This is a genomic window from Streptomyces sp. ID05-39B (assembly GCF_033794725.1).
Classification (GTDB): domain Bacteria; phylum Actinomycetota; class Actinomycetes; order Streptomycetales; family Streptomycetaceae; genus Streptomyces; species Streptomyces bobili.
In genome coordinates, this window is the sequence record NZ_JARGEF010000204.1 from 1 (window position 1) to 15,033 (window position 15,033).

At 73.1% G+C, this 15,033-nt stretch carries 13 protein-coding genes and 1 riboswitch; of the genes, 9 read left to right on the forward strand and 4 right to left on the reverse strand.

The window, feature by feature from the left end:
* Positions 1-15: 15 nt before the first annotated feature.
* From P1P75_RS31535 to P1P75_RS31550, 4 genes are read left to right on the forward strand one after another with little or no spacing between them, the layout of a single operon-like run.
* On the forward strand, positions 16-1,545 hold the full coding sequence (locus P1P75_RS31535; RefSeq protein WP_319262020.1) for a GMC oxidoreductase: 1,530 nt from the start codon (positions 16-18) through the stop codon (positions 1,543-1,545).
* Positions 1,545-2,663, forward strand: a complete 1,119-nt coding sequence (locus tag P1P75_RS31540; RefSeq protein WP_319261990.1) for a glycine betaine/L-proline ABC transporter ATP-binding protein — start codon at positions 1,545-1,547, stop codon at positions 2,661-2,663. Before P1P75_RS31535 ends, P1P75_RS31540 begins: the two co-directional genes overlap by 1 nt.
* Positions 2,663-4,603: an ABC transporter permease subunit gene (locus P1P75_RS31545; RefSeq protein ID WP_319261992.1), complete on the forward strand. Its 1,941-nt coding sequence runs from the start codon at positions 2,663-2,665 to the stop codon at positions 4,601-4,603. The genes P1P75_RS31540 and P1P75_RS31545 overlap by 1 nt, the downstream gene beginning before the upstream one ends.
* Position 4,604: 1 nt before the next feature.
* On the forward strand, positions 4,605-5,558 hold the full coding sequence (locus tag P1P75_RS31550; RefSeq protein WP_319261995.1) for an ABC transporter substrate-binding protein: 954 nt from the start codon (positions 4,605-4,607) through the stop codon (positions 5,556-5,558).
* A gap of 21 nt (positions 5,559-5,579) precedes the next feature.
* Here P1P75_RS31550 and P1P75_RS31555 read toward each other — a convergent pair whose 3' ends face one another.
* Both P1P75_RS31555 and P1P75_RS31560 read right to left on the reverse strand, forming a co-directional pair.
* Positions 5,580-6,320, reverse strand: coding sequence for an isocitrate lyase/phosphoenolpyruvate mutase family protein (locus P1P75_RS31555; RefSeq protein ID WP_319262023.1), 741 nt, complete (start codon positions 6,318-6,320; stop codon positions 5,580-5,582).
* A 49-nt stretch (positions 6,321-6,369) separates the two neighbouring features.
* Positions 6,370-6,909: a carboxymuconolactone decarboxylase family protein gene (locus tag P1P75_RS31560; protein WP_319261998.1), complete on the reverse strand. Its 540-nt coding sequence runs from the start codon at positions 6,907-6,909 to the stop codon at positions 6,370-6,372.
* Between the two features lie 47 nt (positions 6,910-6,956).
* Between P1P75_RS31560 and P1P75_RS31565 the strand changes: the two genes are divergently transcribed.
* The 4 genes from P1P75_RS31565 to P1P75_RS31580 all read left to right on the forward strand — a co-directional run bounded on the left by P1P75_RS31565 (position 6,957) and on the right by P1P75_RS31580 (position 12,066).
* Positions 6,957-8,342, forward strand: a complete 1,386-nt coding sequence (locus tag P1P75_RS31565) for a PLP-dependent aminotransferase family protein (protein WP_319262001.1) — start codon at positions 6,957-6,959, stop codon at positions 8,340-8,342.
* A 282-nt stretch (positions 8,343-8,624) separates the two neighbouring features.
* Positions 8,625-8,713, forward strand: a riboswitch (ZMP/ZTP riboswitch).
* A 44-nt stretch (positions 8,714-8,757) separates the two neighbouring features.
* Positions 8,758-10,209 carry a glycine hydroxymethyltransferase gene (locus P1P75_RS31570; RefSeq protein ID WP_319262005.1) on the forward strand — a complete coding sequence of 484 codons (1,452 nt, stop codon included), beginning with the start codon at positions 8,758-8,760 and terminating at the stop codon, positions 10,207-10,209.
* Between the two features lie 77 nt (positions 10,210-10,286).
* Positions 10,287-11,300, forward strand: coding sequence for a tryptophan--tRNA ligase (trpS, locus tag P1P75_RS31575; RefSeq protein ID WP_319262007.1), 1,014 nt, complete (start codon positions 10,287-10,289; stop codon positions 11,298-11,300).
* 187 nt (positions 11,301-11,487) lie between these two features.
* Positions 11,488-12,066 carry a 2'-5' RNA ligase family protein gene (locus P1P75_RS31580; RefSeq protein WP_319262010.1) on the forward strand — a complete coding sequence of 193 codons (579 nt, stop codon included), beginning with the start codon at positions 11,488-11,490 and terminating at the stop codon, positions 12,064-12,066.
* Between the two features lie 20 nt (positions 12,067-12,086).
* Here the strand turns inward: P1P75_RS31580 and P1P75_RS31585 are convergent, their stop codons facing one another.
* Positions 12,087-12,842 (reverse strand): decaprenylphospho-beta-D-erythro-pentofuranosid-2-ulose 2-reductase, encoded by a 756-nt coding sequence (locus P1P75_RS31585; protein WP_319262012.1) that lies wholly within the window; start codon positions 12,840-12,842, stop codon positions 12,087-12,089.
* Positions 12,843-12,884: 42 nt separating this feature from the next.
* On the reverse strand, positions 12,885-14,234 hold the full coding sequence (locus P1P75_RS31590; RefSeq protein WP_319262014.1) for an FAD-binding oxidoreductase: 1,350 nt from the start codon (positions 14,232-14,234) through the stop codon (positions 12,885-12,887).
* Positions 14,235-14,366: 132 nt separating this feature from the next.
* On the opposite strand from P1P75_RS31590, the gene P1P75_RS31595 reads away from it, so the two are divergent.
* Positions 14,367-14,918, forward strand: coding sequence for a phosphatase PAP2 family protein (locus P1P75_RS31595; RefSeq protein ID WP_319262017.1), 552 nt, complete (start codon positions 14,367-14,369; stop codon positions 14,916-14,918).
* Positions 14,919-15,033: the final 115 nt, after the last annotated feature.

Consider the following 15,033-nt stretch of genomic DNA (forward strand, 5'->3'; position numbering starts at 1 on the left):
ACCCTGGAGTCCCCCATGCCCCAGACCCCCCACGTCTACGACTACGTCGTGATCGGCGGTGGCACCGCCGGCTCCGTCATAGCCTCCCGCCTCACCGAGAACCCCGACGTCACCGTCGCCGTCATCGAGGGCGGCCCCAGTGACGTCGGCCGCGACGACGTCCTGACCCTGCGCCGCTGGATGGGCCTGCTCGGAGGCGAATTCGACTACGACTACCCCACCACCGAACAGCCGCGCGGCAACTCCCACATCCGGCACAGCCGCGCCCGCGTCCTGGGCGGCTGTTCCTCCCACAACACCCTCATCGCCTTCAAGCCGCTCCCCTCCGACTGGGACGAGTGGGAGGCGGCCGGCGCACGCGGCTGGGGCGCGGTCTCCATGGAGGCGTACTACGCGCGCCTGCTGAACAACATCGTTCCGGTCGACGAGAAGGACCGCAACGCCATCGCCCGCGACTTCGTCGACTCGGCCCTCGCGGCACTCGGGGTACCCCGCGTCGAGGGCTTCAACCAGCGGCCGTTCACCGACGGCGCCGGCTTCTTCGACCTCGCCTACCACCCCGAGGACAACAAGCGCTCCAGCGCCTCGGTGGCCTATCTGCACCCGGTCATGGACGAGCGCCCGAACCTCCGCATCCTCCTGGAGACCTGGGCGTACCGGCTGGAGCTGGACGGCACCCGCGCGACCGGCGTGCACGTACGGGCGCGGGACGGCGAGGAGTTCACCGTGCGGGCCCGCAACGAGGTCGTGCTGTGCGCGGGCGCCGTGGACACGCCCCGCCTGCTCCTGCACTCCGGCATCGGACCGAAGGCCGACCTGGACGCCCTCGGCATACCCGTCGCCCACGACCTGCCCGGCGTCGGCGAGAACCTCCTCGACCACCCCGAGTCGGTGATCGTGTGGGAGACGCACGGCCCGATCCCCGAGAACTCCGCGATGGACTCCGACGCGGGCCTCTTCGTGCGCCGCGACCCCGGACACGCGGGCCCCGACCTGATGTTCCACTTCTACCAGATCCCCTTCACGGACAACCCGGAGCGCCTCGGCTACGAACGGCCTCCGTACGGCGTCTCGATGACCCCCAACATCCCGAAGCCGAAGAGCCGCGGCCGGCTGTACCTGACCAGTGCGGACCCGTCCGTGAAGCCGGCCCTGGACTTCCGCTACTTCACCGATGAGGACGACTACGACGGCCGCACCCTCGTCGACGGGATCAGGATCGCCCGGGAGATCGCGAAGACCGAGCCGCTCGCCGGCTGGCTCAAGCGCGAGGTGGCCCCCGGCCCGCACATCACGGGCGACGAGGAGCTGAGCGAGTACGCCCGCAAGGTCGCGCACACCGTGTACCACCCGGCGGGCACCTGCCGGATGGGCGCGGCCGACGACGAACTGGCCGTCGTCGACCCGCGGTTGCGCGTCCGCGGCCTGGACGGCCTGCGCGTCGCCGACGCCTCCGTGTTCCCGACCATGACCGCCGTGAACCCGATGATCGGGGTGCTGATGGTCGGGGAACGGGCCGTCGACCTGATCGGGGGCGGTGTGTGATGACCACCCTCCCCGGCACCGCGGCGCCCGACGCCACCGCCCCCACCTCCGCCGACACCCCCGTCTTCTCCGTCGAAGGCCTCTGGAAGGTCTTCGGCCCCAAGTCCGAGCGCGTCCCGCTCGACCCCGAGCTGGCCGCCCTCCCCGCCGCCGAGCTGCGCTCGCGCACCGGCTGCACGGCCGCCGTACGGGACGTCTCCTTCGACGTGCGCAAGGGGGAGGTCTTCGTCGTGATGGGCCTCTCCGGCTCCGGCAAGTCCACCCTCGTGCGCTGTCTGACCCGGCTGATCGAACCGACCGCCGGCGCCATCGCCGTGGACGGCGAGGACGTCCGCGCGATGGACCGCACCCGTCTGCGTGAACTCCGCCGCCACCGCGCCGCGATGGTCTTCCAGCACTTCGGTCTCCTCCCGCACCGCACGGTCCTCGACAACGTGGCCTACGGCCTGGAGATCCAGGGCGTCGGCAAGGCCGAGCGCCGCGAGCGGGCCCGCGAGGTCGTCACCAAGGTCGGCCTGGAAGGTATGGAGCACCGCAAGCCCGGCCAGCTCTCCGGCGGCCAGCGCCAACGGGTGGGCCTGGCACGGGCGTTGGCGGTGGACCCGCAAGTCCTCCTCTTCGACGAGCCGTTCAGCGCGCTCGACCCGCTGATCCGGCGGGACATGCAGGAGGAGGTGATCCGCCTGCACCGCGAGGAGGGCCGCACGATGGTCTTCATCACGCACGACCTGAGCGAGGCGCTCAAGCTCGGTGACCGCATCGCCCTGATGCGCGACGGCCGTGTCGTCCAGCTCGGCACCCCGGAGGAGATCGTCGGCTCGCCCGCCGACGACTACGTCCGCGCGTTCGTGCGTGACGTGCCCCGCGAGCAGGTCCTCACCGTCCGCACGGCCATGCGCGCCGCGACCGCGGCGGAAGCGGGCACAGGTCCGGCCGTCGCCCCCGACGCCACCGTCTCCGAGGCCATCGAAGCAGTCGCCCGCGCCGGCACCCCGGCCCGGGTGATGGACCGGGGCCGCTGCCTGGGAGTCGTCGACTCGGACGCCCTGCTGGGGGTCGTGGCGGGGACGGCGCCCGGTGCAGCCACGGGGGCACAACCGCGTATGGAGGCGATCTGATGGCGACGGTCACCGCACCGGCCCCCCGGCTCGCCCTCCCCGGCGTCCTGAAGCACCGGGCCCTCCACAAACTCCTCCTCCTCGCCCTCGCGGCGGCGGTCCTCGCCCCCCTCGCCCACGCCCGCTGGCACAGCGGCACCTGGCCCGCCGCCCTCACCGTCGACCTGACCGACCCGCTGACCCGCGTCAGCGACTGGATCATCGACAACCGGGACAGCCACCCCCTCTTCCTCTACTTCTTCGGCCACATCAGCAACGGCGTCGTCCTCTGCGTACGCGCCGTCTACCTGTTCCTGCTGGCCGCCGGCTGGGCCGGCGTCACCGCGCTGGGCGCGTTCGTCGCCTGGCGCACGGCGGGCGTACGGCTCGCCCTCGGCACCGCCGCCGCGTTCCTGGCCTGCGGTCTGCTCGGCATGTGGGTGCCGACCATGCAGACCCTCGCCCTCATGGCCGTCGCGGTCCTCGCGTCCGTCGTCGTGGGCGCGTTGCTGGGCCTCGCCGCCGGCCTCTCCGACCGGATGGACCGCGCCCTGCGCCCGGTCCTGGACACCATGCAGGTGCTGCCCGCGTTCGCCTACCTGCTCCCCGTCGTCCTGGTCTTCGGCATCGGCGTCCCGGCGGCCGTCCTGGCCACCGTCGTGTACGCCGCCCCGCCGATGGCCCGCCTCACCTCGCTCGGTCTGCGCGGCGCCGACAAGGAGGTCCTGGAGGCGGTCGAGTCCCTCGGCGCCACCGCCCGCCAGCGCCTGCTGACCGCCCGCCTCCCGCTGGCCCGCAGGGAACTCCTCCTCGGCCTCAACCAGACGATCATGATGGCGCTGTCGATGGCGGTCATCGCGTCGGTGATCGGCGGCGGCGGCCTCGGAGACCGCGTCTACCAGGCGCTGGCCTCGGTCGACGTGGGCGCGGCCCTCGCCGCGGGCATCCCCATCGTGCTGCTCGCGGTCGTCCTGGACCGGGTGACGGCGGCCGCCGGACGCGGCACCGAGACGGCCCACGGGCGCCTCACCACGTACGCGCCGCTCGCCGCCGTCGCGGCCCTCGCCGTCGCCGTACGGCTGGCCGGGCGGCCCGACTGGCCGGACGCGTGGACGCTCGCCGTCGCCGAACCGGTCAACCGCGTCGTCGACTGGATGACCGACCACCTCTACTCGGGGGTGCCCGTCGTCGGCGGCACCGCCGACTGGGCGGGCCGGTTCACCACCTGGGTCCTGGACCCCGTCCGCGACGGCCTCCAGGGGCTGCCCTGGTGGTCGGTGCTGCTGCTGGTCGCCGCGCTCGCCTGGCTGACCGGCACCTGGCGCACGGCGCTGACCGCCGTCCTCGCCATGGCCGCGATCGGTGTGCTCGGCGTGTGGGAGCCGTCCCTGGACACGCTGTCCCAGGTCCTCGCGGCGGTCGCCGTCACCCTCGTGCTGGGCTTCGCGACCGGCGTCGCCGCGGCCCGCAGCGACCGCGTCGAACGCCTGCTGCGTCCCGTCCTGGACGTCTTCCAGACGATGCCGCAGTTCGTGTACCTGATCCCGGTGGTCGCCCTGTTCGGCGTCGGCCGCGCACCCGCCGTCGCCGCGGCCGTCGTCTACGCGCTGCCCGCCGTCGTCCGCATCACCACCCAGGGCCTGCGCCAGGTCGACCCGGCCGCCCTGGAGTCCGCCCGCTCGCTCGGCGCGACCGGCGGCCAGCAACTGCGCCAGGTCCAGCTCCCGCTGGCCCGGCCCGCGCTGCTGCTCGCCCTCAACCAGGGCGTCGTCCTGGTCCTCGCCGTCGTCATCATCGGCGGACTGGTCGGCGGCGGCGCCCTCGGCTACGACGCCGTCTTCGGCCTCGCCCAGGGCGACCTCGCGACCGGCCTGGTGGCCGGCGCCGCGATCGTCTGCCTCGGCCTGATGCTCGACCGCGTGACCCAGCCGGCCGTCCGGCGCGCGCAGAAGGGAGCCTGACATGCGACTCCGTACGACCACGGCCGCGGCGGCGGCGGGCCTGCTCCTGCTGACCGGCTGCGGCGCCGCCGACATGACACAGCAGGCCTCGCCCTTCGCCAACGCCCAGGGCGCCAGGACGGTGACCCTGTCCGTCCAGTCCTGGGTGGGCGCGCAGGCCAACGTGGCCGTCGCCCAGTACCTCCTGGAACACGAACTCGGCTACCGCGTCGACACCGTCCAGATCGACGAGGTGCCCGCCTGGGACGCCCTCAGCCAGGGCCGCGTCGACGCGCTCCTGGAGGACTGGGGCCACCCCGACCAGGAGCGGCGCTACGTCGACGACAAGAGGACCATCGCGCGCGGCGGCGACCTCGGCGTCACCGGCCACATCGGCTGGTACGTCCCCACGTACTTCGCCGAGGCCCACCCCGACGTCACCGACTGGAGGAACCTCGACAAGTACGCCGCGCAGTTCCGCACCCCGGAGAGCGGCGGCAAGGGCCAGCTGATGGACGGCTCCCCGTCGTACGTCACCAACGACAAGGCCCTGGTGGAGAACCTGAACCTGGACTACCAGGTCGTCTTCGCCGGCTCCGAGGCCGCGCAGATCACCCAGATCCGCCGCTTCGCCCAGGAGAAGAAGCCCTTCCTGACCTACTGGTACTCCCCGCAGTGGCTGTTCGAGAAGGTCCCGATGACCGAGGTGAAGCTGCCCGCGTACAAGGACGGCTGCGACGCCGACCCCGAGAAGGTCGCCTGCGGCTATCCCCAGACCCCGTTGCAGAAGTACCTCAACGCGGACTTCGCGCGGACCGGTGGCAAGGCGGCGGCCTTCCTGAAGAAGTTCAGGTGGACCACCGAGGACCAGAACATGGTGTCCCTGCTGATCGCCGACCAGAAGCTCACACCCGAGCAGGCGGCGAAGAAGTGGGTGGACAGCCACGAGTCCACCTGGCGCGCGTGGCTGTCCTAGACGCCGTCGGCCCGGCCCGGGTCAGCGCAGGAGCGCGGCGATCTCCGTGACCGCCGTCGTCGCCCGTCGCTGCAACCCGGGCCCGAACGTGACCCGAGAGGCCCCGAGTTCGCCGAGTTCGGCGGGCGAGGGGCCCTCGCCGATCCGGGCGAACACGTTGACCGGCACCTGCGTCCCGGACCGCAGCAGCGGCAGTACGGCGACGGGGGCACCGATCGGATACACGCAGTCGGCGCCCGCCGCCACGTACAGTGCGGCCCGCTCGATGGTCCGGGCCGGGTCGGACTCGCCGTGGAGGAAGGTGTCGATCCGGGCGTTCACGAAGAGCTGGTCGGCGGCGGCCGACCGCACCTCGGCGAGCCAGTCGGCGTGCGCCCGCGCGTCCTTGAGTCCGCCCCCGTCGGAGTGGCCGGCGGGGTTCCTGTGCGAGTCCTCCAGGTTGCAGCCCACCGCCCCAGCCTCCAGCAGCCGTTCGACCAGCTCCTTCGGCGGCAGGCCGTAGCCGTCCTCGACGTCCGCGGACACCGGTACGTCCACGGCGCGGGCGATCCGGGCGACCGCCGCGAACATCTCGTCGGGCGGTGTCTCCCCGTCCGTGTATCCGAGCGAGGCGGCGACCCCGGCGCTGGGGATCGCCAGCGCGGGGAAACCGGCGTCGGCGAGGGCGCGGGCGCTCGCCGCGTCCCACGGCCCCGGCAGGACCAGCGGGTCGTCGGGGAGCCGCGCCCGGTGCAGGGCGCGGAAGGTGTCGGTCTTGGTCATCATGACGTGCTCCCCGGTAACGCGTTACGGACTCCGGCCCTGCGGACGGTCACCGGTGCTGCCCCGGCCGGTAGTGCCCCGGCACCAGCCGGCAGGTCACGCCGAACCGGTTCCACGCGTTGATCACCGTGATCGCGGCGATCAGCTGCGCCAGCTCCGTCTCCTCGAAGTGCTTGGCGGCCCGCTCGTACACCGAGTCGGGCACGAAGCCGTCCGTGAGGACGGTCACCGACTCCGTGAGTGCCAGCGCCGCCAGCTCCTTCTCGGTGTAGAAGTGCCCGGACTCCTCCCAGGCGCTGAGCTGCACGATCCGCTCGACGCTCTCCCCGGCCGCGAGGGCGTCCTTGCTGTGCATGTCCACGCAAAGCGCGCAGCGGTTGATCTGCGAGGCGCGGACCTTCACCAGCTCCAGCAGCTTCGCGTCGAGGCCCTTGCGGGCGGCGGCGTCCAGCCGGACCATCGCCTTGTAGACCTCGGGCGCCAGCTCGGCCCAGGCCAGCCGGGGGGTGTGCTCGGGGGCGTACTCCACGGTCGTCGTGCCGTCGTTCCCGTTCGTGATGCCTTCGTTCGTCGTGTCGTCGATCTTCATGTCCTCGACCCTAGGCGCGAGGCTGCCCACGGGTATGGTCCATTTCCATGGCGAAATCGTGGGCCACTCTGGGTGTCGACCTGCACCTCGAACCGACCGGTCCGGGCGTGCGGCGCGGCCTCACCGACGCCCTGCGCGAGGCCGTCCGCGGCGGCCGGCTGGCCCCCGGCACCCGGCTGCCCTCCTCCCGCACCCTCGCCGCCGACCTCGGCGTCGCCCGCAACACCGTCGCCGAGGCCTACGCCGACCTGGTCGCCGAGGGCTGGCTGACCGCGAGGCAGGGCTCCGGCACCCGGGTGGCGGACCGCGTGGTGGCCGCGCCGACCGCTACGTCACCCGGGCCCAGGGAGCGCCACCGCCCGGCCTACGACCTGCGCCCCGGCACTCCCGACCTGGCCTCCTTCCCACGCGCCGAATGGCTCAGGGCCGCCCGCCGCGCCCTCACCGCCGCCCCCAACGACGCCCTCGGCTACGGCGATCCGCGCGGCCGCGTCGAACTGCGCACCGCCCTCGCCGACTACCTCGCCCGCGTCCGCGGCGTCCGCACGGACCCCGGACGCGTCCTCGTCGTCGCCGGGTTCGCGCACGGACTCCAGGTGCTCGGCAGGGTTCTGCGCGCCCGCGGGGTCCATACGGTCGCCGTCGAGTCGTACGGCCTCGACGAGCACGAGAAGCAGCTCACGGCGGCCGGACTGCGGACCGTCCCGCTGCCCTTCGACCACCTCGGCACCGACCCCGACGGGCTCGGCGACGCCGGAGCCGTCCTCCTCACGCCCGCCCACCAGTTCCCGATGGGCGTCCCCCTGCACCGCGACCGGCGCGCGGCCGTCCTGGACTGGGCGCGCCGCACCGGCGGACTGGTCCTGGAGGACGACTACGACGGCGAGTTCCGCTACGACCGCCAGCCCGTGGGCGCCCTCCAGGGCCTCGACCCCGACCACGTCGTCCACCTGGGCACCGCCAGCAAGTCCCTCGCGCCCGCCCTGCGGCTCGGCTGGGCCGTACTCCCGCCCGGCCTCGCCGAGCGGGCCGCCGTCGCCAAGGGCCGCATCGACACCTGCGGCGTCCTGGACCAGCTGACCCTGGCCGAGTTCCTCACCTCCGGCGCCTACGACCGCCACGTCCGCTCGGCCCGCCTGCGCTACCGCCGCCGCCGCGACGCCCTGGTCACGGCCCTGGCCGAACACGCCCCCGACGCCCGCGTGACCGGCATCGCGGCCGGCCTGCACGCCGTGGTCGGGCTCCCGCCCGGCACCGAGCAGCCGGTGATCCAGGCAGCGGCCTGGCAGGGCCTGGCCCTGCACGGCCTCTCCCGCTTCCGCCACGAATCAGCCCGCACGGCCCCCCTGGACGCCCTCGTCGTCGGCTACGGCACCCCACCCGACCACGCCTGGACAGGAGCCCTGAACGCCCTGTGCAGAGTCCTGCCGTAACCGACCCGGACCGTCGGCCCTCCGCCCCCGAGGCGCCCCGGCACGGCAGCCGCCGATCGTGAAGCCGGTCACCGCCGGCCGGCCCAGTGCGACCCTCGTGCGGTCGCGGAGCCGGACCACCCCGCCGTCGCCGGGCGGACGTCCACAGACCGCCGCACCGAGGGCCCGCACCCTTCCGAAGAGCCCGAACACGGACTCCAGGGGTGACGGCCGCCCGCCCCCGGCCCGTCGCTCGCATGGTGGACGTGGCGCCTTCGGTGACCCGCCACCCCGGTAGGCTGGCAGGCAGGCCGTGACTGGCGCGCTGGGATGGGACGGACCATCGGGGAGCGGCCTGGAGTGACCGAGTGCCGTGCGCCTGGGCCAGACCGAGACCGTGACCGCTTGCACGCCACGCCACCCGGAGGCCGACGTCATGTCAGAGCAGCAGCCCCTCTCCACCGAGTCCACCGCCTTCCGCGCCGCCCTCGACGTGATCCGCGCCGTCGAGCCGCGCGTCGCCGACGCGATCGGCCAGGAGGTCACCGACCAGCGCGAGATGCTCAAGCTGATCGCCTCCGAGAACTACGCCTCCCCGGCGACCCTCCTCGCGATGGGCAACTGGTTCAGCGACAAGTACGCCGAGGGCACCGTCGGCCGCCGCTTCTACGCCGGCTGCCGCAACGTCGACACCGTCGAGTCCCTCGCCGCCGAGCACGCCCGCGAACTCTTCGGCGCCCGCCACGCCTACGTCCAGCCGCACTCCGGCATCGATGCCAACCTGGTCGCCTTCTGGGCCGTCCTCGCCGACCGCGTCGAAGCACCCTTCCTGGAGAAGACCGGCGTCCGTCAGGTCAACGACCTCTCCGAGGCCGACTGGGCGGAACTGCGCCGGGCCTTCGGCAACCAGCGCATGCTCGGCATGTCCCTGGACGCCGGCGGCCACCTCACCCACGGCTTCCGCCCCAACATCTCCGGCAAGATGTTCGACCAGCGCTCCTACGGGACGGACCCGGCGACGGGCCTGATCGACTACGAGGCGCTGCGCACGTCCGCCCGCGAGTTCAAGCCGCTCATCATCGTGGCCGGCTACTCCGCCTACCCCCGCCTGGTGAACTTCCGCATCATGCGGGAGATCGCCGACGAGGTGGGCGCGACCCTGATGGTCGACATGGCGCACTTCGCCGGCCTCGTCGCGGGCAAGGTGCTGACCGGCGACTTCGACCCGGTCCCGCACGCCCAGATCGTCACGACGACCACCCACAAGTCGCTGCGCGGCCCGCGCGGCGGCATGGTCCTGTGCGACGACTCCCTCAAGGACCAGGTCGACCGCGGCTGCCCGATGGTCCTCGGCGGTCCGCTCCCGCACGTCATGGCCGCGAAGGCGGTCGCCCTGGCCGAGGCCCGCCGACCCGCCTTCCAGGACTACGCCCAGCGCATCGTCGACAACTCCCGCGCGCTGGCGGACGGCCTGATGCGGCGCGGCGCGACCCTCGTCACCGGCGGCACCGACAACCACCTCAACCTGATCGACGTCGCCACCTCGTACGGCCTCACCGGCCGCCAGGCCGAGACGGCCCTCCTCGACTCGGGCATCGTCACCAACCGCAACGCCATCCCCGCCGACCCGAACGGCGCCTGGTACACCTCCGGCATCCGTATCGGCACCCCGGCGCTGACCACGCGCGGCCTCGGCGCGGCCGAGATGGACGAGGTCGCGGCCCTCATCGACCGCGTCCTGACCACCGCGGAGCCGGGCACCACGAAGTCGGGCGCCCCGTCGAAGGCCTCCCACGTCCTGGACGAGAAGGTCTCCGACGAGATCTCCCGCCGCGCGAGCGACCTGGTCGCGGGCTTCCCGCTGTACCCGGAGATCGACCTCGGCTGACACCGGCACCCGGGCAGCCCGCACGGCTGCCCGGGACCCGTTCCGGGCGGTCCCCGCGCTCTGAGACAATGGTGGACATGGCCTCAGACCGTCCCCGCGTGCTCTCCGGAATCCAGCCCACCGCAGGCTCGTTCCACCTCGGCAACTACCTCGGCGCCGTCCGTCAGTGGGTGGCCCTCCAGGAGTCCCACGACGCGTTCTACATGGTCGTCGACCTGCACGCGATCACGGTTCCGCAGGACCCGAAGGAGCTGTCCGCCAACACCCGGCTGGCCGCGGCGCAGCTGCTCGCGGCGGGGCTCGACCCGGACCGGTGCACGCTCTTCGTGCAGAGCCATGTTCCCGAGCACGCCCAGCTCGCCTGGGTCATGAACTGCCTCACCGGCTTCGGCGAGGCCTCCCGCATGACCCAGTTCAAGGACAAGTCGGCCCGCCAGGGCGCCGACCGCGCCTCGGTCGGCCTGTTCACGTACCCGATCCTCCAGGTCGCGGACATCCTGCTGTACCAGGCCGACGAGGTGCCGGTCGGTGAGGACCAGCGTCAGCACATCGAGCTGACCCGCGACCTCGCCGAGCGCTTCAACGGCCGCTTCGGCGAGACCTTCACGATCCCGAAGCCGTACATCCTCAAGGAGACGGGCAAGATCTACGACCTTCAGGAGCCGTCGATCAAGATGAGCAAGTCGGCGTCCACGCCGAAGGGGCTCATCAACCTGCTCGACGAGCCGAAGGCCAGCGCGAAGAAGGTCAAGAGCGCGGTCACCGACACCGACACCGTCATCCGCTACGACGCCGAGAACAAGCCCGGCGTGAGCAACCTCCTCGGCATCTACTCGACCCTGACCGGCACCAGCGTCGCTGAGCTGGAGCGGCAGTACGAGGGCAAGCTGTACGGCGCCCTCAAGACCGACCTCGCCGAGGTCGTCGTCGACTTCGTCACGCCGTTCCGGGACCGTACCCAGCAGTACCTGGACGACCCGGAGACGCTCGACTCGATCCTGGCCAAGGGCGCGGAGAAGGCCCGCGCCGTGGCCGCGGAGACACTGTCCCGGACGTACGAGCAGGTGGGCTTCCTGCCCGCCAAGCACTGAGCCGAGCGCTGAGGGCGTACCACCGCACAGACATTCCCCCGGGCAGAGCGCTGCACATCACTTCCGCTGCGCCTGCCCCCAGCAGGCCCGTGGCCGTACAGTCGATAGCCGTACGGCTGAGCATGAACCGGCACCGAACCGGCATCCGGCCGGCGCCCGGCACATCCGACGCGACGAAGGAGACGACGTGGGGACCGTAACGATCGGTGTGTCGATCGCGGTCCCGGAGCCCCACGGCAGCCTGCTCCAGGAGCGGCGCGCGGGCTTCGGCGACGCCGCGGCCCATGGCATCCCGACGCACGTCACGCTGCTGCCGCCGACCGAGATCGACGCCGGCGTCCTGCCGGCCGTCGAGGCGCACCTGTCCGCGGTGGCCGAGGCCGGCCGCCCGTTCCCGATGCGGCTGTCCGGCACCGGCACCTTCCGGCCCCTGTCGCCGGTCGTGTACGTGCAGGTGGTCGAGGGCGCCTCGGCCTGCGCCTGGCTGCAGAAGCAGGTCCGTGACGCCTCCGGGCCGGTCGCCCGCGACCTCCAGTTCCCCTACCACCCGCACGTCACGGTGGCGCACGGCATCGAAGAGGCGGCGATGGACCGCGCCTACGAGGACCTCGCCGACTACCGGGCCGAGTGGTCCTGCACCGGCTTCGCCCTCTACGAGCAGGGCCCCGACGGCATCTGGCGCAAGCTCCACGAGTACACCTTCGGCGGCCCCGTCGTGCCCCCGCAGGCCGCCCACCTGGACCGCGGCTCCCTGCCCACCCACTGAGGCGAGCGCGCGCCGCGGCTCTACACCGGCAGCCTGCGGAACAGCCCGCGCGGCAGATGCCGTAGCCCGGACATCACCACGCGCAGTACCCCCGGCACCCACACCGTCTCCGAGCGGCGCCGCAGCCCCAGTTCGACGGCCGCCGCGACCTCCTCGGGGGTGGTCGCCAGCGGCGCCTCCTCCAGCCCGGCGGTCATCCTCGTCCGGACGAAACCGGGGCGTACGACCATGACGTGGACGCCCGTCCCGTGCAGCGCGTCGCCCAGTCCCTGCGCGAAGGCGTCCAGGCCGGCCTTGCTGGAGCCGTAGATGAAGTTGGCGCGGCGGGCCCGCTCGGCGGCCACCGAGGACAGCACGACCAGGGAGCCGTGGCCCTGTGACTGGAGCGCGCGGGCGGCGACCAGGCCCGCCGACACCGCGCCCGTGTAGTTGGTCTGGGCGACGCGCACGGCGGCCGCCGGGTCGCGTTCGTCGCGGGCCTGGTCGCCCAGGACACCGAAGGCGAGCAGCACCAGATCGATGTCGCCCTCGGCGAACACCTTGCCGAGCGCGCTCTCGTGCGACTCGGGGTCGAGGGCGTCGAAGGCGAGGGTGCGCACGTCGGCGCCGAGGGCGCGCAGGTCGGCGGCGGCCGACTCCAGGGCGGGCGTGGGTCGTCCGGCGAGCCAGACCGTGCGGGTGCGGCGGGCGATCAGGCGGCGCGCGGTGGCGAGCGCGATCTCGGACGTGCCTCCTAGGACGAGAAGGGACTGGGGGAGGCCGAAGGCGTCCTTCACGACTGCTCCTGGGGTTCTGGAGGTGCTTTTCGGACGGTGGGTCTAGAGGGTGAGGCGGCGCGCGAGGTCGGACACGAACACCCCGCGGGGGTCCAGCTCCGCGCGCAGCGCGCGGAAGTCGTCCAGCCGCGGGTACATCGCGGCGAGCAGGTCGGGGCGCAGCCGGGAGTCCTTGGCGAGGTAGACGCGTCCGCCGGCGGCGGCGACCTCCGCGTCGAGTTCGTCGAGGAAGGTGCCGAGGCCGGGCAGGTTGGCCGGGATGTCCAGGGCGAGCGTCCAGCCGGGCACGGGGAAGGAGAGCCAGCCGGGGTCGGCGTCCCCGAACCGTTTGAGGACGGCGAGGAAGGACGGGCAGTGGCGGCGCGCGATGCGGTCCACGATCCGGCGCAGCGTCTCCTCCCGGCCGTGTCCGACGACGAACTGGTACTGCACGAAGCCGCCGCGGCCGTAGACACGGTTCCAGTGCGGGACGCCGTCGAGGGGGTGGAAGAAGGCGGACAGCCGCTGGAGTTCGCCGCGGCGCGCGCGGGGCGCCCTGCGGTACCAGAGTTCGTTGAACAGGCCCACGGTCCTGCGGCTGAGCAGCCCTTCGGGGACGTACGCGGGGGCGGCAGGGAGCCGGGCGGGGCGGAAGGACAGCGGGGCGCTGCGCGCGCGGGCGGGCAGCGCGGCGAGCGGCGCGTGGTCGCCGCGGGTGAGGACGGCGCGGCCGGTGGCGGCGCCGCGGGCGAGGAGGTCGATCCAGGCGACCGAGTAGCGGTAGCGGTGATCGGTGGCGGTCAGCCGGGCCATCAGGTCGTCGAGGTCGGTGGCGCGCTCGGTGTCGACGGACATGAGGGTCGTCGCGACGGGCTGGAGCCGGACGGTCGCGGTGAGGATCACGCCGGTCAGGCCCATGCCGCCGGCGGTCGCGTCGAAGAGGGCGGTGCCGGGGCGGACCGTGCGGACCGTGCCGTCGGCGGTGAGCAGTTCCAGCGAGACGACGTGCCGGGAGAAGGAGCCGGACACATGGTGGTTCTTGCCGTGGATGTCGGCGCCGATCGCCCCGCCGACGGTCACATAGCGGGTGCCGGGGGGCACCGGGACGAACCAGCCCAGCGGCAGCAGGACCTCCATGAGGTGGTGCAGGGAGACGCCCGCGTCGCACAGGACGCTGCCGCCGGCCACGTCGATGGCGTGGATCTGGTCGAGGCCCGTCATGTCGAGGACCGCACCGCCGGCGTTCTGCGCCGCGTCCCCGTACGCCCGTCCCAGGCCCCGGGGGATGCTTCCGCGCGCCCCTGAGTCCCGGACGGCGGTCACGGCCTCCTCGTACGTCCTGGGACGGATCAGACGGGCGGTGGTGGGAGCGGTGCGGCCCCACCCCGTGACGGAAACGGTCTCGGCAGGCATGCCGGTGACCGTATCGCCCCTTTGTGGGCGATTACTTTTGAAACATTCCACTCTCCCCGAAATGGGTGATTAATGGGATGTCGCCCAATATTGCCGGAGTTCCGGCGGGCCCGGCATGAACAGTGAATCCCCATGGACGACATGGAGACCGGCTTGGACGACAGGGAGACCGGCATCGACCACCGCATCCTCACGGCGGTCCGTGCCCGCGCTGCCGATCCGCGCGTGGCGACCGCCGCACGCGCCCTGTCCGGCGCGGGTGAGCACGGGGCGCTGTGGATCGCGGCGGGCCTCGCCGGAGCCACCGCCGACGCCGCCCGGCGCGATGCCTGGCTGCGCGCCACCGCGCTCACCGCGGGCGCGCACCTCGCCAGCATGGGCGTGAAACGGATCGTGCGCCGCCCGCGTCCCCCGCACGTCGAGCCCCTGGTCCGCACCGCCGGCCGGCACTCCTTCCCGAGTTCGCACGCGGCCTCGGCCGTGGCCGCCGCCGTCGCCTACGGCGCGCTCGGGGCGTACGCCGTGCCCCCGCTCGCCGCCGCCATGTGCCTCTCACGTCTGGTCGTCGGCGTGCACTACCCCTCCGACGTGGCCGCGGGAGCCGCCCTCGGGGCGCTGGCGGCGCGCGTCGGCGCCCGCTGGATGAAGGCGGACGCGCACGGGCGTCGGGGGCGGCGCTCATGACCGAGGCCGTGCCCCTCACCGAGACCCACCGCCCCACGGAGGCCCGCACCACGGAGGCCCGCACCACGGAGGCCCGTCCCCCGGAACCGGCCGTTCTCGGACAGCGCACCCGCCC

Bases quoted from the DNA above. Each gene is read 5' to 3' on its own strand.
- P1P75_RS31565 (WP_319262001.1), top strand. From the start codon at position 6,957: ATGGCGAAATCGTGGGCCACTCTGGGTGTCGACCTGCACCTCGAACCG.
- P1P75_RS31540 (WP_319261990.1), top strand. From the start codon at position 1,545: ATGACCACCCTCCCCGGCACCGCGGCGCCCGACGCCACCGCCCCCACC.
- P1P75_RS31590 (WP_319262014.1), bottom strand. From the start codon at position 14,234: ATGCCTGCCGAGACCGTTTCCGTCACGGGGTGGGGCCGCACCGCTCCC.
- P1P75_RS31555 (WP_319262023.1), bottom strand. From the start codon at position 6,320: ATGACCAAGACCGACACCTTCCGCGCCCTGCACCGGGCGCGGCTCCCC.
- P1P75_RS31595 (WP_319262017.1), top strand. From the start codon at position 14,367: ATGGACGACATGGAGACCGGCTTGGACGACAGGGAGACCGGCATCGAC.
- P1P75_RS31545 (WP_319261992.1), top strand. From the start codon at position 2,663: ATGGCGACGGTCACCGCACCGGCCCCCCGGCTCGCCCTCCCCGGCGTC.
- P1P75_RS31570 (WP_319262005.1), top strand. From the start codon at position 8,758: ATGTCAGAGCAGCAGCCCCTCTCCACCGAGTCCACCGCCTTCCGCGCC.
- P1P75_RS31535 (WP_319262020.1), top strand. From the start codon at position 16: ATGCCCCAGACCCCCCACGTCTACGACTACGTCGTGATCGGCGGTGGC.
- P1P75_RS31550 (WP_319261995.1), top strand. From the start codon at position 4,605: ATGCGACTCCGTACGACCACGGCCGCGGCGGCGGCGGGCCTGCTCCTG.
- trpS (WP_319262007.1), top strand. From the start codon at position 10,287: ATGGCCTCAGACCGTCCCCGCGTGCTCTCCGGAATCCAGCCCACCGCA.
- P1P75_RS31560 (WP_319261998.1), bottom strand. From the start codon at position 6,909: ATGAAGATCGACGACACGACGAACGAAGGCATCACGAACGGGAACGAC.